The sequence below is a fragment of the Tannerella sp. genome (assembly GCF_030528505.1).
GTDB lineage: Bacteria > Bacteroidota > Bacteroidia > Bacteroidales > Tannerellaceae > Tannerella.
In genome coordinates this window covers 17,148-38,392 of the sequence record NZ_JAUMYS010000028.1, presented here as the reverse complement: position 1 = coordinate 38,392, position 21,245 = coordinate 17,148, and the positions used below count along the sequence as shown (strand labels likewise).

The following is a 21,245-nucleotide window of genomic DNA, read 5'->3' as shown; positions in this document are numbered from 1 at the left end:
CAGTGTTGCCGACTACTGGCCGATGACTTCTGATTGCTGCTGATGACCGCTGATGATTTGACCGCTTATCCGAGGTCAGCTTATTCATTAAAGATGAAAGCATCATTTTTACTTCTACTATTTTCTGCTGTAAAGATATAAACTCCTCATAAGTAATATATTTCAAATCGTGCGACAAAATAATACAATATTCGGCTTCACATGCAGAACCAAAGGCTATTTGCAAAAAACGTTTAAAGTCAGCATTGCTGTTTCTGCCACATCCTTCCACAATATTTAGGCCTATTGATAATGAAGCTCTCTTTATCTGTGATGTCAATCCATATATTTCCTCTTTAGGAAAATTCCGCGTAACCGTATATACAGTCAACACAAAAGCATGTGCCTTTTCCCAAACTTTTAATTTCCTAAAATCTTTCATCTGTTTGTCCTTTTTGCATTTACGTTGTTTCAGTGTTCAGCTTTTAGTGTTGCTGACTGCTGATCGCTGACTACTGATTACTGATGGCTAACTGCTTTCCCACTCCCTTCAAATCATGTTCCACCATAATTTTCACTAAACGCTCGAACGACGTTTTGTTCGGGTTCCAGCCCAGCAACGTTTTTGCTTTCGTCGGGTCACCGAGTAACTGCTCCACTTCGGCCGGACGGAAATATTTCGGATCGACTTCGACGAGTATACGCCCCGTCTTCCCGTCTATTCCTTTTTCTTCTATGCCCTCGCCTTCCCAGCGCAAATCGATGCCGGCTTCTTTAAAAGCCAGCGTACAAAACTCGCGCACGGTATGCATCTGTCCCGTGGCAATCACAAAATCTTCGGGTTGATCATGTTGAAGCATCAGCCACATACATTCCACATAATCTTTGGCATATCCCCAGTCGCGACGCGCGTCGAGGTTGCCCATATACAGCTTATTCTGCAACCCGTGTGCGATACGTGCTGCTGCGAGAGTGATCTTGCGTGTGACGAACGTCTCGCCACGTCGCTCGCTCTCATGGTTGAACAGAATACCGTTTACGGCAAACATGCCATAACTCTCGCGGTAATTCTTCGTAATCCAGAAGCCGTACTGCTTGGCCACCCCGTAGGGCGAACGCGGATAAAAAGGAGTCGTCTCCTTCTGGGGCACTTCCTGCACGAGTCCGAACAGCTCGGAGGTCGAAGCCTGATAGATGCGTGTCTTTTTCTCCATCCCGAGGATGCGCACGGCTTCCAGCAGGCGAAGTGTTCCGAGAGCGTCCGCATCGGCCGTATATTCCGGCACATCGAAGCTCACTTTCACATGACTCTGCGCGGCGAGATTATACACTTCGTCGGGCCGTGTCTGCTGGATAATCCGCACGAGCGAACTGCTGTCGGTCATATCGCCGTAGTGCAGGTTTACGAGACGTTGCCGTTTCATGTCACGCACCCATTCATCAAGGTACAAATGTTCGATCCGTCCTGTATTGAATGACGAAGAACGGCGAAGAACGCCATGTACTTCGTATCCTTTTTCAATCAAAAACTCGGCCAGAAACGAGCCGTCCTGCCCTGTGATACCTGTAATTAATGCTGTCTTTTTCATCAATCCGAATAAAATGATTACGAAAGCAAAAGTACACGAAATATTTCGTCTTCCAAGCAAACCGAAAAATCGCAAAAGAAAAAAAACATGATTGGTAACGTGTGTCTTTGCTATGATACAACGTTTGTCTTTTCAAAAGATTCTATGCGGTTTCCTTAAGGCACAGGTTGCAAATCCGATGCCTATCGGATTTTTTTCTATGCCTATCGGATCTGAAACCGATGCTTATCGGATTTTTTTCTATGCTTGGAAAACATGACCTTAGAACTTGACGTCGTCGCCCTGTCTTTCCGTTACCCGCCGGATGATTTTCCGGTATTTTTTCTTATCTTTGCGGCGCTTTTTGAAAGGCCTGTCGTCGTGTGATGGGAAATTAGGAAGCAGAAACTAATTTTGAGTAACACAATTTTAAGAGAAAAATGAAAACATTTGAGTTGAAAGGAACGCCGCGGGAAAGCCTCGGCAAGAAAATGTCGAAAGACCTGCGTAAACAAGGAATGATCCCGGCCGTTTTGTATGGTCAGGAACCTGTTTCATTGCCCTACACGGGAAAGATGAACGCAGGAGAGAAGTTGGTAGAAATCGGAGACGGAAAAGGCATTATTGTCACGGATTTTTCCGTATCGTTCGATGGAGTGCGCAAATTGATCTATACGCCGGAAATCCATCTGGTTTCGATCGAGATGGGCGACGGAAGAAAAGTGAATGCCATTTTGAAGGAGATTCAATTCCATGCCGTTTCGGATGCGATACTGCATTTGGACTTTCAGGAAGTCTTTGCCAACAAACCGATCGAAATGCACGTTCCGGTAGCATTGACCGGACACGCGGTCGGTGTAAAAGCCGGTGGTAAGTTGACGCAGGCCATGCGTAAACTGAAAGTGAAAGGGCTGGCAGAACAGATTCCGGAGAAGCTGACGGTTAATGTCGATCATCTGGAATTGGGCAAAACCATCAAAGTAGGCGAATTGCAGTTTGATCATGTCGAATTGATCAGTCCGAAGAATGCAGTCGTATGCGCAGTGAAGATGACACGTGCTGCACAGAGTGCAGCCGGAGCTGCGGCCGCTGCAGCCGGAAAATAAGGAAAGCGATTGCTTTTGTAAACAAAGAGGGAGGAGATGTTTTTCGAAAGAGACATGCTCCTCTTTTTTAATGATTCTTTTTCGAGTAAAGTAATGAAACATCTGATTGTCGGGTTAGGAAATATAGGCGAAGAGTACTGGGGAACACGCCATAATATCGGTTTCCGTGTGGTTAACGAACTGACCGAAGCGGCCGGCGCGCGCTTCACGGAAGAGCGTTACGGAGCCGTGGCGCGTTTTCGTGTGAAGAATGCCGAGCTTGTCGTCTTAAAGCCGAATACGTTTATGAACTTGAGCGGCCATGCCGTACGTTACTGGTTGCAAAAAGAATCCGTGCCCATCTCGCAACTGCTTGTGGTGGTAGACGACTTGTCGCTTCCGTTCGGCACGTTACGACTGAAGCCGAAAGGAAGTGATGCCGGACACAACGGATTGCGAAATATCAAGGAATTGCTCGGTACGGAAGCGTATGCGCGTCTGCGTTTCGGGATTGGGAACGACTTTCCACGCGGCCGACAGGTCGATTACGTTCTGAGTCCCTTCACCGACGAAGAACTCGACCAAATGCCGGACTGCGTAAAACTCGCAGCCGAGATGATACGCAGCTTCTGCCTTGCCGGACCGGATATAACCATGAATCAGTTCAACCGCCGATAGAGATGGAAGAAGTCAGAATCGATAAATGGATGTGGGCCACGCGTATTTTCAAGACACGCACCATCGCGGCCGACGCCTGCAAAAAGAACCGCATCGCTATGGGAGGAGTGAACGTGAAGCCGTCGCGAATGATCAAGGTCGGCGACATCATCGAAGTGCGTAAACCGCCCGTCACGTTCTCGTTCAAAGTGCTTCGTCTGACCGAAAACCGCATGGGTGCCAAATTAGTGCCCGAATATCTCGAAAACGTCACCCCTCCCGAAGAGTACGAGAAACTGGAACTAAGCCGGATATCCGGCTTTGTAGACCGGGCCAAAGGATTGGGACGCCCCACGAAAAAAGAACGCCGCGAGCTGGAGCAATTTACGAGTCTCGATATAACCGACGACTTTTTCTGGAACGACGAGGAGCTATAAACCATGCTAAAGTAGCCGTTAAGTAGTTAAAGTAGTCAGGGTAGTAACGCCCTTGCGGGCTTTGAGGTGTTGATTTGTTTAGCTGTTGATTCGTTGGCCGAACGCAAATAAACGAAAAGTAAAAACTGCTTTTTTCTAACCGTTCTGAAAATAACGAAGGCTATCCGTCAAGTTTACACTCTCCGGATAGCCTCTTGTTATAAAGCCATTATACTTTTCCCGTAATTAATGTTTAGCCCACCAAAGCACGGTATGAATATCGTCTTTTCCTCCGAGCAGACTAACGGCTTGATTATATCCTTCCGGCACATTGTTCTTCAAGAATGTCGGATAAGGAACGCGTTGCGGGAAAAAGTCCCAACTATTCGTCATATAGTTCGACTCTGTCAAAGCCGGCATACCTTCCAACGGCAACTCTCTGGCAGGATTTTCGAAGAAAGGCAAGCCTAACCGACGGTGATCACTCCATGCCTCAAGAGGCAGCCAAGGCACTTGGGCAAGGAATTTCTGCGTAATAATCTTGGTAAGCAGGTCGTTTCTGACACTACCATTCTTATAGATCGTATTTACCGGATATTTGTAATCCATCGTTTTCGTTTCGCCGGTTTCTCCGTCCTTATACTCCATCGAAACAGTGGCTGAAGGTTCTGCTACATGCTCCCATTTTACAGAAGTACCCACTCTGTTATAATTTTCGGAAGCAATGTAAGCCGCATAGTGTTCGGAAACGTTCCAGTATGTAAAGCTTTCTTCAATCCCCTTTTCATAAGCAGCTTTGCCACTCATCGGTACGTTCCATCCTTTTACTGCAGCTTCCGCGATTAGGAAATAAGATTCCCACGATGCGAAGAATATACGCGACTCGGAACTGTTTCTGAATCGGTTCGCCAAACGCGGAAGACATCCCGGCCATCCTATCACCCTATTATAAGTTCCTTTCTTATCCCATGATCCTGCTACAGCAGCATTCCAGCAATAAGCAGCATCAATCTTTACGAGCGTATCGGTCTTCTCCGGGTCGTTGGCTCTGGGTTTCAGCAGCGGACGCTCCGTCTTACCCGTCTGATCCGGTGCCCATGATGGGTATTTATTATATTCCGGATTATCGAACTGTCCGGGGATAATAAACGTCTTATAAGCACGCGGGTCTATTTTGGCATGTAATCCGTCGAACCAATATCCGGCAGATGGATCATTCGTTTTTGTCGTAAACTGCTGTTCATATTTGATACCCATCCAATTTTCGGGTTTTACTTTTGCTAAAGCCTTTGCATCCCCCTTTACTTGAACTTCCGTACTCACACCACCTAATCCGATATACAGATTATTAATCGTGGTAGACAGTCTTTGCGCATTCCACTCACGACTCATCACTCCGGTAAGCGGATCCCATCCCGGTTTTTCTTGCACCTTGAAATTATCGCTCAGAGAGGCAATAAAATCACTGCCTTTAACAGCATCTTCAAATTCTGTTTTGGCACGTGCCGGATCAACATTCGAAATACGCATCGCCAAACGCATCCGCATCGAATTACCGTACTTTTTCCATTTGCCAAAATCATACTGGTAAGCCGGATCCGTTTTCTTTACGCGGTCGATCACCGTCTTATCATTCATTTTGGAAACGGCATCTTTTAACTCTTTGAGCATAAAATCATAGATTTCCTCGACCTTGTTGAAATCCGGATTTACCCCTTGGAAGCCATTCATGGGTATCGGGCCGAACAAATCGGTCAATTCGCTCATCATATAAACCCGCCATATTCTGGCTACCTGCAATAAGTTATTGGAATACTCGTCTATGTTTCCCGATTGAATTTTCATTTCGCCCACTTGTATGGCGGTGTTTACATCGCCCAACCATTTCGAGGCTCCATTAAAATAATTCGTTGTCCAACCGTTATCGGTATATCCTGTAGAAAGCGAACCGATCCGGTCCATATGTCCGGCATCTTTCCAGTATAGCACGAAAGCACGTTCGGCAATATCCGGATTCTGCTGCGCACCAATAATGGAGCTATTTATAAAGTACTCAATCTGTACTTGATCAATATCGGCGGCAGTCGGATTTTTGTTGATCTCATCAAAATTGCCACAGGCGGTAAACAACGTGGACAAACAAACGAATGCGCCTATCTTAAAATATATTTTTTTCATAGTGATTTTATTTTCTTTGTGTTAGAAACTTACGGATAGATTAAAATAGAAAGACCTTGTAGTAGGAGGTGACAAACTTTCAAGACCTACGGCATTAGTTCCGGTTGCATAAACCGACTCCGGATCAACACCATTCAAATGGCTGGCAATCATCCACAGATTATTGACCGACACACCGACTTTGGCGCCTTGCGCACCGATCAATTGAGCATATTTAAATGGAACTTGATAATTCAAAGCCACATTCCGGATACGGATATTCGTCGCATCAAACAAGTTGTCTTCGGTAATACCTACGTTTCTGTTCGATCTGCCGGCCAAGGTAGTCCAAAAGACTTGCGGCGATACTTCTTTCGTATTGGGAACATATTGATCGCCCTGTTTAACGACTCCGTCGTACACGATATTAGCACGCTCTCCATTGACTACTGTAGCAGCCGAACGTCCGTTCGATTTCAACAGGTAGTTGGTATACGAATAAATCTTACCCCCGAAACGTGCGTCTAAAAGCACACTAAGCGAAAGATTTTTATATGTAAACGTATTCGTCAAGCCTAACAATAAGTTCGGCTGCTGGTCACCCAGATAATGACTGCCTTCGGCTGCGGTCGGGATTCCGTTTTCATCGACAATGATTTTACCGTAATGTTCGCTTTTCTCATCTTCCACCCGGGCATATTTACTTCCGTAAATGACTCCATATCGTTCTCCGGTTGCTGCGAGAATCTGAATATTTTCGAAAGGCCACCCCAAACCATACTGAGTCACCTCATCCGAAAGTTCAACTACGGTATTGATGTTTTTCGCAATATTCGCAGTGAGATCCCATGCAAAATCACGCGTATCGACAGGACGAGCGTTAATCATCAATTCAAATCCTTTGTTCTCGATATCTCCGGCATTGATTTTCTTATACTCATATCCACTCAGCGGGTTAATGGGAATATTTAACAGCTGATTCGTCGCATTCGATTTATAGAAAGCCAAGTCGAAGCCCAAACGATTATTAAAGAATTTCGCTTCGATACCGATTTCGGTCGATTTAATCAACTCGTTTTTGACGTTATCGTTATACAATACATTATTTCTGCCGGCCGTCGTATTCCCGTTAGGGTCTTTACCAATGTTGAAGAAATTATACAATTGATAAGGTCCCATATCGTTACCTACAGCTGCATAAGAAGCTCTAAGCTTACCGTATGTCAACCAAGGAAGTGATTCTGTTTTATGGAGAAGTTCGGAAAATACGAACGAAGTGCTTACCGAAGGATAGAAGAACGAGCGATTGGCTTTGCTAAGCGTAGAAGACCAGTCGTTTCGTCCGGTAAAGTCTAAGAACAGGTATTTGTCATAATTAAATTGCAACGTTCCGTACAACGAATTTATTTTATGCAACTTATAATCTTGAGATACTCCGGGATGTCCTTTCGCATTATTCAGCGAGAACAGATTAGGCACTTCCAATTCGCCCGTACTCGAAGATATCGACGAGCTCTCACGTCTCATCAAGTTACCGCCGAATGTCGCCGCCATACCTACTTTGCCGAACAAATCGTCTTTGCTGGCACTGAACAAATAGCTCAGGTTCGTTTCGTTGAACACGTTTTTGCCCAAGCTGTATTTTCCGGTCGAAGTGAGTGGCCCTTTGCCATACGTCTTTCCTTCCGTATTCGTCGTATACAAGTCGGTACCGGCTTTGATTTCCGCGCTCAGCCAGTCGGTGATCTGATATTTCAAAGAACCGTTCATCAGGAAACGATCTCTGTTATCGTCATTGATATTATACCGGTACGCCCAATAGGGATTCAAGCCGCTTTTCGGATTATACCAGATATGGTTTCCGAATTCATTAATGCCGGCCTCAAAGTCGCGAATATCGATTGTAGAAGGCATAGTCAGGACCGTATTCCAGAAGTTTTCTCCTTTGTTTCCTCCAATCGGACGATTGTGTACGGAGGTATTAATATACTGAATCTTGACATCGGCCGTCCATCGGTCATCTTTTCCGAATCCGGCCACAAAACGACTGATTAAGTTCAGACGTTCGAGTTTCGATCCCGGTGCGATATCATTATTTAAAGAATGCGTAAGAGAAGAATAAAGCGATGAACTTTTGCCTAATTGACGAGACAAAGCCACGGAGTTCTGCGTATTGATTCCGGTACGCATAAAGTTTCCGATATTGTCGTAGTTCTGATGAGGAGCCTTGCTCTTATCCCACTTTTCTACTTCTTGTCCTTCGATTTTAGCTCCCCAGCTCGACCCGGCCTCAGCATCATATACGCCGTTGCTTCCCTGGCCAAATACATTCTGTACATCCGGAATCATAAAGACACTTTCAAAACCCGTAGTAGAAGAGAACGTAACGCCAAGTCCTTTTTGTGCGCTACCCGTTTTCGTTGTAATGAGGATGACACCGTTACCGGCACGCGAACCGTAAAGAGCCGCAGCAGAAGCGCCTTTCAAGACCGAAAGCGATGCAATGTCTTCCGGGTTCAAGTCGCCCAGACCATTACCCATATCCATGCTCGGATTCCAGAAGTCGTTGTTACTTGCCCCCGTAAAATTGTCCATAGGTACACCGTCTACCACAATCAGCGGCTGGTTATCTCCCGTCAACGAATTATTTCCACGAAGTACAATCTTAGACGATCCTCCGACGCCGTTACTGCCTTTAACAACCTGTAATCCGGCAATTTTACCGGACAGCGCATTCGCCATATTCACCTCTCTGGACTGAATAATCTCATCGCCTTTAATCTCTTGCAAAGCATATCCCAACGATTTCTTCTCACGCTTAATACCCAACGCCGTCACCACTACTTCGCCCAGCATCTCGCTGTCTTCTTCGAGCGTTACGTTAATCGTTGTTCTGCCGTTGACGGCTACTGTCTGAGCCTTCATACCGACGTAGCTGAATTCCAGATTCGCTTTGCCGTTAACACCCGCCAGCGTGTAATTTCCGTCAAGATCTGTCACCGTACCCTGACTCGTACTCCCTTTCACGACAACGGTAGCCCCGGTCAGCGGTTCATTGTTCCGATCCGTCACGGTTCCCCGTACGGTAATCGTTTGCGCCGAAAGCGAAAGGGTCGAGATACACAGCAACAGTGTAAGCAGACCTCTCGCTCCAAAAAGTTTTTTTACTTTCATGCTTTTTTGTTTTTAAGTTATACAATAGAATTTATTTAGTTGACTCTATCCGGAATACCGGTGGCATGGCTGCCCCGGTATTTCGCATCGATAAAATTTCCGTTTTTTGTTACGCGCCTTCTTCGGGCACTTCCTTTTTAGGCTTCCGGTTGCTTTGGCGGGCTTCTTTGAGCAGTTCGTCGAGATCGTGATACAAGTCTCCCCAGCCAGCCACATCTTTCATGGCCGAAACGAGCGAGAACACGTTGCGCAGCGCCAGTTCCAGTTCGCGCCGCGCGCTCGAAGCCGACATCTTTTGCCGCAAAGCCGAATTGGCATCCGTCTGTTCGGCGCTCACCTTTTCAAACGCTTCCTGCGCCAGTCGCAACGCTTCGTATTCGTCCTTGACTACGGCCGTAGAAAGATGACCCATATTTTCCGGCTCATCGAGTCGTTTAATCAACGTCCGTATCACCATATTTTCGTCGGCATACGACAAGTTGTTAATATCGCCCGTTTCTTCAAAGACCGTCAGCAACGCTTCGGCCGCTTTGCTTTTGGAGGAATGGCCGAATGCGGCCATTCCTTGAAGCATCCGACGAAGATTGCGAAACAATTTGTCGCGCAGCATATCGGCCTGTGCCACCGGATCGCCCAGACCGCTATACGTTTGCTTGATCACTACGTCCTGATAATCCTTGTTCTTGGCGGTCAACACCTCTACGATCGGATTATGTTGGAGCACTCCGCTCTGATATGCCGGCGAGATGACCTCGAGCGAGCGGTTCGACAAGTTACCTAATACTTTGGTAGATAATTTAGAATAAGCAATACGTAACATAAGATGAGTATTTAAGGAGTTAAAAGAATCGGTTGTCGGGATGAAAAAATATGCTCCGGACGCTTCCGGAAAGCCTCGCGAGCTGCGCGGAGATTGCCGGACACCGCCGGAAAGCCTAATGAGCCGTGCGGAGATGTTCGGACACGGACGAAAAGCTTAATGAGTCGCGCGAAGATGTTCGGACAGCGGACTAAATATAAAAAAAACGTAAAAACGTTCGGACGAAAGAAGAATGATTCTGAAACAGACGCTTTAAGCGGTGAAATACATGTTAAATACCCCTCCCTATTATTAACATTCATTACAATAAAAGAGGCATTTCTTTGCCGATTAAGATACGGTTCGCAAGCTATCGGCCATTTCAATTTAAAAGTACAGAAGTTCATTCTTCACTTAGGATTTTTGTAGTCGCAAAGGTAAAATATTTTTTTTAAATACGAAGCCGGTTTCTTATATGTTATATAACATTTTTTAGTACGCTGCGCATTGTTTCCCTTCCGCCGCCCTCAATAAAAAAAGCTGCCCGCGTAAACATTTATTTATTTACGGGGCAGCCTCTGATCAGCACTCCGCGGAGTACCGGAGAGAAAAAACGGTTGCTTATTCAACCATCACTTTGTAAACGCGACCGTCCATGACTACGGTATAGAATCCGGCGGCTAACGGAAGGTTCGTGCTTCCTTGTGGGAGCATCTGCTGGATATGCAGCTTGCCGTCGAGCGTATAAAGCTGCATCATCGTAGCGTATCGGGCTTCGATATAGAGATGCTGTCTGTGCGCCCACACCTTATGTTCGGGTATCAACGCGTTGGAAACGGGGCTGACTCCGTTAATCGACACGTCAAGAGCTTCCCAGACTTTCAGGATGGTGACGGTTACGCTACCGTCGCTGTTCTTCTGCATCAGGATACCGTGCTTGTCGCGAACGGGAATACCGGTCGTTATGGTCAGATATTCGAGGCTGTATCCTGTTTTCGGCCGTACGGTAAAGACAAAGTTTTCATGTCCCTTTACGATATGAATTCCGGGGCCCGGCTCGGTAATCAGTCCCGGTACTTCGGGCAGAGTCACCGGACGCGCAAGCGGATGAAAAATAATATCTCCGGCATTGAACTCATACGCTCCGATATCTACACGACTCTCGTTGATAGGTTCCTTATGATTCAAGTCGAAACGTAAGCCCGAATGGTACGATGACTTCGGATATTGTAGAAGAATATCCCACGGAGTTTTGATGAGCAATGCCGCTCCATTATAACCGGACTCTACGGCCGGGCTCGAATGCGAAAGCTTATAGTCACCGCGACGCATCGTCACCCCGTCATTCTCAAACCCCTTGCGTCTGAAGAGCGGGTCGCGATCCATATTGCCCTGACTGTTGCGTCCGATGGCCGCATTCCATCGACCCGAACCACCCGAACCGCCGATAATGCTGAACGCGTAGAGAGGAGAACCTCCGTCGTTGACTACGTCGTGCAACTCGGACGCGGCTTCCGTTGCCACGTTGCCCCAGATAATCGTATTCGTAATCAAAGGACTGCCGGCACGGTTATACAGTCCGCCGCCACGCTTGGCCTTGTTACCGCTGACGGTTGCATTCATCATATGCAGCTCGCCTCCATCGTTGTAGATCGCGGCGCCTTCGGGTGCCTGGTTTCCGCTGATTTCGGTATTGACTATCAGCGATGCCGGATGACCATACAACGGCGCAGGCTGGTAGATGCCCCCACCCTGCCTGGTGGCTACATTATCACGGATAATAGCGTTCGCGACCGTACCCGAAGCGCTTTCATAAAGCACACCGGCGCCTCGCTCGGCCCGTCCGTCTTCGATCACGAATCCGTCGATACGGCTTCCCGTCGAATTTTTCACTTTCCACACCGATGATCCGTTTCCTTTTACAATCGTCGGGTACTGGGCAATGTTACGCTGATACAAATATTCTTCCGTTCCTTCGAAACCGCCATAAATCTCGATACTGTCTTGCCGTATCTCGAAGGATCGTCCGGACACAGGCCGATACGTTCCCTGGGCCACCCAGATACGGTCGCCTACCGTAGCACGGGCAAGCGCGTCACTGATATTCAGGAAGGCGTCTTTCCACGACGAACCGTCTTGCTGTCCACCCGTCGCCCGATGATCGACAAAGAACCCAAGCGAACGCTGACCGATCTGGATATTCGTCGATAACCGCTTACTGCATCGGATACCGGCATACGTAAAGGTTACGTCGACGGTAACCGACTTATCTCCCGTCGTACCCCAAGTCACCATCAGCGAATCGGCCGAAGACTTGCGAATTACTCCTCCTCCGTAAGCCACGTTCCAGTTCGACGTAACATGCGGCCACATTTCGCGCGGAATATCGAGTACAAATTCCTGCGGACGGTTCAGCTTGGCTCCCGTGGTCGTAATATAGCGGATCGACGATTGACTGTTTTCAAGCAGGAAGTAAACATGTAACGTATCATTGATAATCTTTGTTCCGTAGTTCGTGCTGCACACGTAACGTCCGGATTTCTTTGCATCGATGTTCATCGTCGTCAGCGTCTGACCGTCGGGCAGTATCCATTGCCACGATTTTCCCTGCGGGTCGCCGTACAGCTTACGCGGGCCTTCGCAAACGAACAACGTATCGTTGATATTGCCCGGATGATTATTGTTCAGACTGTGCAGACTCTTTGTCCAGTGCGCATCGAAGTTCAGCTCGCCGGCTGTTTGGGCCGGGATCGTAAACATCAGCGTCATCGGGACGTTCGGCATTTCGCGGCACGTCCAGCCGATAAAGACGGTATTCGGGTCGAGATGCGTCGGTTCGGTTGCCACATCGACGGGTAATTGGGTCACATCGTACGCCTGCGGATTGCCCGGCACATGAATTCCTCCTCCCAGATGATAATGGAGAGTATAGCTGTTCAACTCCCACGTAGCCGTAAAGGTCAGATTACCGGGCACTCCCGGCATCGTGTTTTCGATCCGGAACGGGGCCGTCGTGCCCGGCAATCCGTGCCCCGTCCATCCTTTGAAAGTATATCCAAAACGTGTGGGCTCAATATTTACATCAAGCGGCAAGTCCGTCACATTATATCCCGCCAGATTAGACGGAATCGTCGGGTTTACGCCATTATTTGCATCGAACGTTATCGTGTAAGCATTCGCACTCCAATTGGCCGTATAGTTCAATTCGCCCGTAGAGCCTTGCGGAACGGTAACGGTTGTTTGCGGTACGGAACCGTTGCTACCTGTCCATCCCACGAACGTCCAGCCGCTCCGTGTCGGAGGCACCAAATTGAATGTAGCCGTCTCGACCGTGTAGGACGTAACATGACCGACCCCGGCCGTACCATTATCCAACGTATAACGGATCGCATACGTAATCGGACTCCAATGCGCGGTATAAGTCAAGTTCTCCGGCGTACCCGGTGTAGAGAACGTATTTGCCTGCACGTTGATCGTCTTGTCCGGAACCGTTAAGTCATGTCCCGTCCAACCTGTAAAATCATACCCCATACGCGTCGGCTGATTGGCAGAAGCGGTCGTATTTATTGTAAATGGTACCTCGGTAATCTTGAACGTTGCTTTGTTGGGCGTAGCCGGTGCCGTTCCGTTATTCAGGTTATACGTAATCGTATATCCGTTTTCCGACCATGTAGCCGTATAATCGCGCTGTCCGACAGAGCCGGTGGGAATCGTCACCGATGCTGACGGTGCCGTCAGATCAGTCCCTGTCCAACCGGCAAACGTATACCCCGTGCGGGTCGGATTGTTCAGCGTAATGGCCGGAGTCGTTACTTGATAAGTAGCAGGATTAGTCGGAGTGACTGTCCCTCCATCAAGCGCATACGTTATATTATAGGTAATGATGTTCCAGCCGGCTACGTAAACAAGATTTCCGGGCACGGTCGGGGTAACATCCGTAATGCTGAACGGCGCTGTCTGATTTGTTTGTCCGGGTCCTGTCCAACCGGTAAAGTCATATCCCGAACGGGTAGGCGTCACGCTGATCTGATTCAACGGTAAGTCCGTCATATTATACCCTAACCATTGCGTCGGTATATTCGTCGGATTCACGCCCTGATTCGGATCGAAGGTGATCGTATAGGCATTAGCCGACCACGTAGCCTTATAACTTCTGTTTCCGGTCGAACCTTGCGGGATCGTTACCGACTGACTGGCAGACGCCAGCTCTGTACCCGTCCAGCCCACAAACGTCCAACCCGGCTTCGTGGGATTTGTCAGGGTAATATTATTGTCGGTAACCTGATACGTTGCAGGATTACCCGCCACCATTCCTCCGTCGAGGTCGTAACTGATCTGATAAGTGATGATATTCCAGCCGGCATGATAAACCAGATCGCCAGGAACCCCCGTAGTCGTCGACGTAATCGTAAACGGAGCCGTCTGATTCGTCTGGCCGTGTCCCGTCCAGCCGGCAAAGGTATAGCCTGTACGAGTAGGTACCACGTTGGTCGTAAGCGGCAGAGAAGTCATCTTGTAACCGGCCAGATGAACCGGAATCGTAGGATTCGTTCCTCCGTTTGCATTGAACGTAATCGTATAATCATCGGCCGTCCAGATGGCCTGATAAGTCTGATTAGCGTGCGAAGCCGACTCTTTTGCAATGGTAATAGAATGGCTTCCGCTTGCTCCGGCACCGCCTGTCCAACCGACAAAGGTCCAGCCGGGCTTAGTAGCCGTTACGTTAAATGTTTTCGGAAGCTGCGTATCGTCAAATTGTGTGGGTGCGCCGGCGGATACCGTCGTAAGCGGTGTTGTGCCGTTATCGTCAACATACTTTATCGTATAGATAACAGGTGTCCATGTTGCCGTATACGAACGCGCACCCGTAGAACCGGTCGGAATCGTCACATTCAAAGTCGGTGTGCTGAGGCCTGTACCTGTCCAGCCGGCAAACGTATAGCCAGATTTGGTAGGAGGAGTCAACATGATTGGGGCAGACGTCACCTGATAAGTCGACGGGTTAGCAGACGTCCCGACAGTTCCACCGTCGAGCGAATACGTAATATCGTAATTAATCACCGTCCATTTGGCTTTATACGTCTGATGGGCATGAGAAGTGGCAGCCTTCGGTATCGTTACATCAGGTGTCCCATCAGCTCCGGCGCCTTGCTCCCATCCTTCGAATGTCCAACCCGCTTTAGTCGCTGTTACGGTAAAACTCTTTGGCAACTCCGTATCATTGAACTGTGTCGGCGCTCCGGCCGATAATGATGCGGCAGAAAGGACGGTCGATCCGTTATCATCTACATATTTAATTGTATACGTAACCGGAGTCCACGTTGCGGTATACGAACGGTTTCCGGTAGAACCTAACGGAATCTGTACCGACGTGGACGAACCGGTAATACCCGTTCCCGTCCATCCGGCAAACGTATAGCCCGAACGACTCGGATTATGGAGCGAAATGGTGGGAGTCGTGACATAATACTCATCAGGATTGGGTGTAGTCACCATCCCTTCGGCCAGATTGTAGGTGATCGTATATCTGTCGGCCGTCCACGTAGCCGTATACGAACGATGTCCTACGGACCCCTGCGGAATCTGTACCGACATGCTTGTACCGGCAATATCGGTTCCGGTCCAGCCGGCAAACGTATAGCCTGTACGCGTCGGGTTGTTGAGCGTAATAGCCGATGTAGTATAGGTATATGTAGCGGGATTTGCGGTAGCAACGGCTCCTCCTCCTAAATCATAGGTCAGGTTATACGTATCCAGCGTCCATTGCGCCGTATAGATCAAATTACCGGGCACCCCGTTTGTCGTAGAGGCAATCGAGAACGGAGCCAGATGATTCGTCAGCCCGTGCCCCGTCCATCCGTTAAAGGTATATCCCGTACGTGTCGGTGTTACACTGACACCACTTAACGGTAATTTGGACATATCGTAAGTCGTCCACTCTTGCTGAATAACCGGATTGACTCCATTGTTCGGGTTGAATGTAATCGTATAAGTTATCGGCGTCCACGTAGCTGTATATACCTGATTTGCATGCGTATTATTCGGAATGGTAATCACTTTTCCACCATCTGCTCCGGCACCGCCCGTCCAACCGGTAAAGGTCCAACCCGGTTTAGTGGGTTCATTGTTAATGGTAAGTGGCAACTGCGGATCATTGAATTGCGTCGGTGCTCCGGGAACGGTAATGTTAGCCGAACCATCCCGATACGTAAGAGTATAATTGATCGGCGTCCAGTGAGCCGTATATTCGCGATTTCCGGTCGAGCCTCGCGGAATCCTCACGTCCATCACCTGGCCGCTCAGCCCCGTTCCTGACCAACCCGCAAACGTATATCCCGAGCGAATAGGCCTGTTCAGACTGAGTTCGGCCGATTCGATCGTATAGTTCGCCGGATTCGAGGCTGTCCCTCCATTCAGATGATACGTCAACGTATAATTGATCGGCACCCAATTAGCCGTATACGACAAGTTTTGCGGATCGCCCGAAGGAAGGAATACGGCATTCGTTACATGTACGATTTTTGTTGCCGAAGTAGCATTAGGCCCTGTCCAACCGGTAAAGTCATAGCCGGTACGCGTAGGTTGATTCGCGGTTGCCGTAGAATTAATATCAAAAGGCACATCCGTAATCTTATAATTGGTTTGAATCGGTGATGTCGGCGCATTACCGGAATTGTAGTTATACGAAATCGTATATGTATTTTCCGTCCAGTTGGCGGTGTAATTCTTATTCCCGGTAGAACCCACAGGAATAGTAACCGAAGGATTCGGAGATGTTCCGTTGCTACCCGTCCAACCATTAAATGTAAAGCCTGGCTTTCTGGGAGCCTTGAGCGAAAAACTCGGCGTATTCACGTCATACAACGTCGGATTCGCTCCCCCCTCCTCTACTCCACCATTGAGAGTATAGGTAATCGTATAGTTGTCAAGCCCCCAGTCGGCACGGAGTGTGAGATTCTTGTCCGTATTTGCCGGAATAACAAACGGTTTAGTGGGGGTTGTAATGTTCAATTCCTGACATGTCCATCCTCTAAAAGTATACCCCTTGCGTGTCGGTTCGTTCTGGACGGTTATCGACTGGTCGTATAAAAAAGTCGTCGGGTTAGCGATAGTCGGGGCTGTCCCTCCATTATGCTCGTATGCAATCTTAAGCTTGGGGTGCACTTTGATCGTAAACGTCTGTGCAGCTCCCGAACAAATCACTCGAGGAGTAACAGAAATTGTCGCCGTAATCGGGGCGTTACTTTCATTTCTTGCGGTAAATGAAGGTAAATTCCCGTTTCCGGAAGAAGCATTTAGACCGATAGTCGTATTCGAGTTTGTCCAAGCCACAGTTGCATTGGACGGATTCGTTGCAAACGTTATGGCAGGCACGGTTTGCCCATAATGATACTCTAAATTAAGTAAATTCGTAGTAATAGTAGGACGAACTTCATCCTCTTGAATCGTAAAAGTCGCCCGATTATTTGTCGGACTTTTTTGTATCAAGTCATTACACTGGCCAGGCTCATCAATCGATATCTGAAAAGTGCGATCACTATTACATTCGGTATTACCTTTAATCATAATGTTGTTCAGTGTAATTTCCTTCGATGTGCGATAATCTCCCGCCGGAATAGTAACACCTTTCACGTAGCTAAAATGAGCTCCTTGCTGGGCTGTACCGTTATGCAACGTAAAATTACATACCTGGTCCTGATATAAAACTCCGTCACTAACACGTATTTTTATCGTATTAGCGGCTCGCTCCCCGGCGTCTCCCTCAGGCTCGGCATAAGAGTCCGATGTAAATGCAATATGTACAGGTGAAGACGGTATAGTAGGCACAGACGGATCATTGACAGGCGTATTATCAAATTCTCCTTGATTGTTTCCGTATCCGTGTAACACCTGCTTGGCTAATACTTGCCCTGCAGAAGTAAAAGGCCCAACAGTAAACTCTACAGCAACCCCATCATCCACACACGTTGTATTGATTGTATTCGACAATCTAAGATCTGATCCTATATTATTACGAGGACTATAAGGTCCGGTATAATAACTTCGGAAACCGTTCTTTGTTTTAAAACCGTGAGTGGAAGGATATGTCGGATTATTTTCTCCACCACCACAGTTACCTCTGTCTGTTGCCAACCGGTAGTTTCCTACAAGCTCGCCGGTGCCATTTGTCGATCGATACCCTCGAGAACCGTCTTTTCCCAAAATATAAGCATCGTGAGATAAATAGAGATGGAGAAGTTGGTTCTGTCCGGAAGCAGACAAGTTAGAAGCAGCTCTTACAAAATAATCTACATAGAAATAGTTATTGGGATGCGTATAAGTCACATTGATCGTTACATAGAACAAATCCGATGAGATCGTAGACCGAACCCATCCCGTAATACTGGTCGTATACGTATTCCCACTCTGTTGTACAGGAGTAGTAGAACAAGCCGTCAAAGTTGCCGTTGAAGCATTATACGACCCTCCTCGACTGAAACGAAATGTCAAAGGAACACCACCCGTAGCACCACTCGGCCAAACATTTGAACAACAATACTGAGCCATATTATTCCGATAGACCGCTAATGCTCCATTCGTATTTACCTGAATTTTCAAACCATCATTTAATCCTGTTCCTCCCGTAGGATTGATTACCTGAGCGCTTTGCGCCCAGGCTCCGGTACCAGAGCATAATATCAAACATGCCATCAGCCAGAAACGCAGCGTATTTTTATACGCATACTCTGCTATGGCAACAGAGAAGGTGTTCCACCTTCGTCGAATAACGTAATTTCCTTTCATTATCATTTTTGTTGATTATTTTAACTTAATTATATGTAACAAATTCAATATCCTAGAAAAAAAAACAATACATATCCCACCCATTCGGAAGGAAAACCGGCATCTATACGAAAAACAGGTATCTCATCCAACGTATATATCTGTCCCTCATAGAGCAAGGCAACATGCTCAACCTTTCCACTTCGAGGTTCTACACGATAAAACCGATTTTCCATGGGAACATAGTAACCCACTAATTCATCTTCTCGATTAATGTATTCTATCCGGTTATCATTCGTTTTACGAGCATAATTCATGCCCAAATCTTCTTGATGCGCTCCATTGAGCACTTCAATCATTCGCCTTTCTTCGATCAGAAAGGTTGATCCGGTAATATTGATTTGCGCGTTGTTTATTTTTGTTGCTATCACCCGTTCTTGCCTGTCATACAACGATTGAGCATGACTTTTTCCTGCAAAATAAGGCAATAAAAGCAATAAAAGCAATGTATAACTTTTCATTTCTATCGCCTGAATACTAAACTTCATAAGTTTGATGCGGCAAAGATAAAGAAATTCCTAATTATATCGTCATTTACTTGCAAGTTATTATGATTTGGAGGCAAAATATTTAAAGCCTCAACAACAGCCATAGAAATCTTTGCGTATATTCTGATTCCAAGACGCACATTTAGATATTTTTAAAACAACATCAAATAACTAAGTTAAGATCATAACCGATTTCATTATTTTAAGTCCGCCTTCACAACAAACCGTTTATGCAATGTATCTATCTGATAAACTGCCATAATGAAACAACCAATAAAAAACTGAACAAAAAGACAGTCGCAAAGAGACAATATGAAAGAAAAAAGCTACTTTTGCGTCCATGAAATTAACATTGAGTCATACAAACAACATGAAGACAAAAATAAATAAAAAAGAGCGCTTACTCTCACTCGATGCGCTGCGAGGCTTCGATATGCTTTTTATCATGGGATTGGCCGATCTGATTCAGTCTATCTCTCAGCTGTGGCCGGGTGCTACAGGAGCCGAATGGATAGCGGCACAGATGGAGCATGTAGAATGGAACGGCTGGGTGCACCACGATACCATTTTCCCTTTATTCCTTTTTATTGCTGGCATTTCTTTCCCGTTCTCACTTGCCAAACAGCGTGCGAGTAAACACACAGAAAAGCAGATCGCCTTGAAAGCGATAAAACGCGGATTTATACTCGTGCTGCTCGGCATGGTTTACAATGGACTGTTCGACTGGAACTTTTATGATCTGCGCTGTGCAAGTGTGCTTGGACGGATTGGATTGGCATGGATGTTTGCCGCACTGCTCTTCATGAAATTCAGACCGAAAATGCTGACTGTCATTTCTACGATCATTCTGATCGGCTATTGGTTGCTGCTGTGGCTTGTGCCGGGCGGAGATGATCCATTCTCGTTCGAACATAATTTGGTCGGAACGATAGACCGTATCATGCTTCCGGGCAAATTAATCTACGGCGATAATTACTTCGATCCCGAAGGAATATTAAGCACCTTTCCTGCCATTGTGACAGCTCTGCTCGGAATGTTAACCGGAAAGTTTGTGAAAAGCCCGGAAAAGAAAATCTCAGGCTATAAGAAGTCGCTTTATATGCTCTCTGCCGGCATCATACTGATGCTTATCGGCCACCTCTGGGATACGGTTTTTCCTATCAATAAACAACTTTGGACAAGTAGTTTTGTCTGTGTTTTGGCCGGATATTCGCTGATGATGTTCGCGCTGTTTTATTATATCATCGATGTAAAAGACTATCGCCGCTGGACATTCTTTTTCCGGGTTATTGGTATGAATTCGATCACGATTTACCTCGCGCAACGTATCATCGACTTTCAACATATATCCGACTTTTTCATCGCAGGACTTGCCGCGAAATTCCCTGATGTATGGGAAAATATTCTCAACGGCTGCGGATACATCGCTGCCTGCTGGCTATTCCTTTACTTTTTATACCGGAAGCAAATCTTTCTGAAAGTGTAGAAACACTTTATATTTGAAGAAGAGAAGGGAAGAATGAAAATAAGGAAACATGTAACGTTTCATTGTTGTTCTACTAGGATTCGAACCTAGACAAACAGGACCAGAATCTGTTGTGCTACCATTACACCATAGAACAATGGAGAAGGAAAGAGTTTCTCTTCTTTCCGGGTGCAAAATTACATATATTTTTTTTCCCGCCAAAAAATAATGACTTATATTTGTCCCGCAGAATTGAAAAAAGCAAGAATGAATCAAACAAAAACACTTGTCAATGCGGTCGTTAAGGGGCTGCAAGAAAAAAAAGGAAAACGAATCGTCACCGTAGATATGAGTCAATTATCGGGAGCGATTTGCGAATATATGGTCATTTGTGAGGGAAACAGTCCGACACAGGTCTCGTCACTCTCCGATTCCGTTTGGGATATCGTCCGCACAGATGCCGGCGAGAAACCGCTCTCGATGGATGGCAACCGAAATGCACAATGGATCGGCATGGATTATGGCACGGTTCTTGTTCATATCTTTATGCCCGAACAACGCTCGTTTTATAATCTGGAAAATCTATGGGCCGATTCGAAGATTAAAGCCATTCCCGATTTAGACTGAACTTTTC

At 46.9% G+C, this 21,245-nt stretch carries 12 protein-coding genes and 1 tRNA gene; 5 read left to right on the top strand and 8 right to left on the bottom strand.

The genetic code is table 11. From position 1 onward, the window contains the following. Both Q4A89_RS06105 and gmd read right to left on the bottom strand, forming a co-directional pair. A partial coding sequence (locus Q4A89_RS06105) for a four helix bundle protein (RefSeq protein ID WP_303184348.1) occupies window positions 1–421 on the bottom strand: 421 nt, incomplete at its 3' end. Between the two features lie 70 nt (window positions 422–491). Continuing rightward, window positions 492–1,568 (bottom strand): GDP-mannose 4,6-dehydratase, encoded by a 1,077-nt coding sequence (gene gmd, locus Q4A89_RS06100; RefSeq protein WP_303184347.1) that lies wholly within the window; start codon window positions 1,566–1,568, stop codon window positions 492–494. Between the two features lie 419 nt (window positions 1,569–1,987). On the opposite strand from gmd, the gene Q4A89_RS06095 reads away from it, so the two are divergent. The 3 genes from Q4A89_RS06095 to Q4A89_RS06085 all read left to right on the top strand — a co-directional run bounded on the left by Q4A89_RS06095 (window position 1,988) and on the right by Q4A89_RS06085 (window position 3,726). Then, the gene (locus Q4A89_RS06095; RefSeq protein ID WP_303184346.1) at window positions 1,988–2,653 is read left to right on the top strand and encodes a 50S ribosomal protein L25/general stress protein Ctc; all 666 of its coding nucleotides are present in this window, start codon (window positions 1,988–1,990) and stop codon (window positions 2,651–2,653) included. A 93-nt stretch (window positions 2,654–2,746) separates the two neighbouring features. Next, window positions 2,747–3,310, top strand: coding sequence for an aminoacyl-tRNA hydrolase (gene pth, locus Q4A89_RS06090; RefSeq protein ID WP_303184345.1), 564 nt, complete (start codon window positions 2,747–2,749; stop codon window positions 3,308–3,310). A 2-nt stretch (window positions 3,311–3,312) separates the two neighbouring features. Beyond that, window positions 3,313–3,726, top strand: coding sequence for an RNA-binding S4 domain-containing protein (locus tag Q4A89_RS06085; protein WP_303184344.1), 414 nt, complete (start codon window positions 3,313–3,315; stop codon window positions 3,724–3,726). Between the two features lie 225 nt (window positions 3,727–3,951). Here Q4A89_RS06085 and Q4A89_RS06080 read toward each other — a convergent pair whose 3' ends face one another. From Q4A89_RS06080 to Q4A89_RS06060, 5 genes are all read right to left on the bottom strand, one after another. Then, window positions 3,952–5,883: a SusD/RagB family nutrient-binding outer membrane lipoprotein gene (locus Q4A89_RS06080; RefSeq protein ID WP_303184343.1), complete on the bottom strand. Its 1,932-nt coding sequence runs from the start codon at window positions 5,881–5,883 to the stop codon at window positions 3,952–3,954. Between the two features lie 21 nt (window positions 5,884–5,904). After that, entirely contained in the window at window positions 5,905–9,036 is a 3,132-nt protein-coding gene (locus Q4A89_RS06075; protein ID WP_303184342.1) for a SusC/RagA family TonB-linked outer membrane protein, read from the bottom strand. Window positions 9,037–9,145: 109 nt separating this feature from the next. After that, a complete protein-coding gene (locus Q4A89_RS06070) occupies window positions 9,146–9,856 on the bottom strand; it encodes a DUF6261 family protein (RefSeq protein WP_303184341.1) in 711 nt (236 codons plus the stop codon). A gap of 600 nt (window positions 9,857–10,456) precedes the next feature. After that, window positions 10,457–18,619, bottom strand: a complete 8,163-nt coding sequence (locus Q4A89_RS06065) for an InlB B-repeat-containing protein (protein WP_303184340.1) — start codon at window positions 18,617–18,619, stop codon at window positions 10,457–10,459. A gap of 44 nt (window positions 18,620–18,663) precedes the next feature. Continuing rightward, on the bottom strand, window positions 18,664–19,146 hold the full coding sequence (locus Q4A89_RS06060) for a hypothetical protein (protein WP_303184339.1): 483 nt from the start codon (window positions 19,144–19,146) through the stop codon (window positions 18,664–18,666). A 370-nt stretch (window positions 19,147–19,516) separates the two neighbouring features. Between Q4A89_RS06060 and Q4A89_RS06055 the strand changes: the two genes are divergently transcribed. Continuing rightward, window positions 19,517–20,632: an acyltransferase family protein gene (locus Q4A89_RS06055; RefSeq protein ID WP_303184338.1), complete on the top strand. Its 1,116-nt coding sequence runs from the start codon at window positions 19,517–19,519 to the stop codon at window positions 20,630–20,632. Window positions 20,633–20,697: 65 nt separating this feature from the next. Here the strand turns inward: Q4A89_RS06055 and Q4A89_RS06050 are convergent. Then, window positions 20,698–20,768: transfer RNA gene (locus Q4A89_RS06050), tRNA-Gln, on the bottom strand. A 110-nt stretch (window positions 20,769–20,878) separates the two neighbouring features. On the opposite strand from Q4A89_RS06050, the gene rsfS reads away from it, so the two are divergent. Then, window positions 20,879–21,238 (top strand): ribosome silencing factor, encoded by a 360-nt coding sequence (rsfS, locus tag Q4A89_RS06045; RefSeq protein ID WP_124751634.1) that lies wholly within the window; start codon window positions 20,879–20,881, stop codon window positions 21,236–21,238. Window positions 21,239–21,245 lie beyond the last annotated feature (7 nt).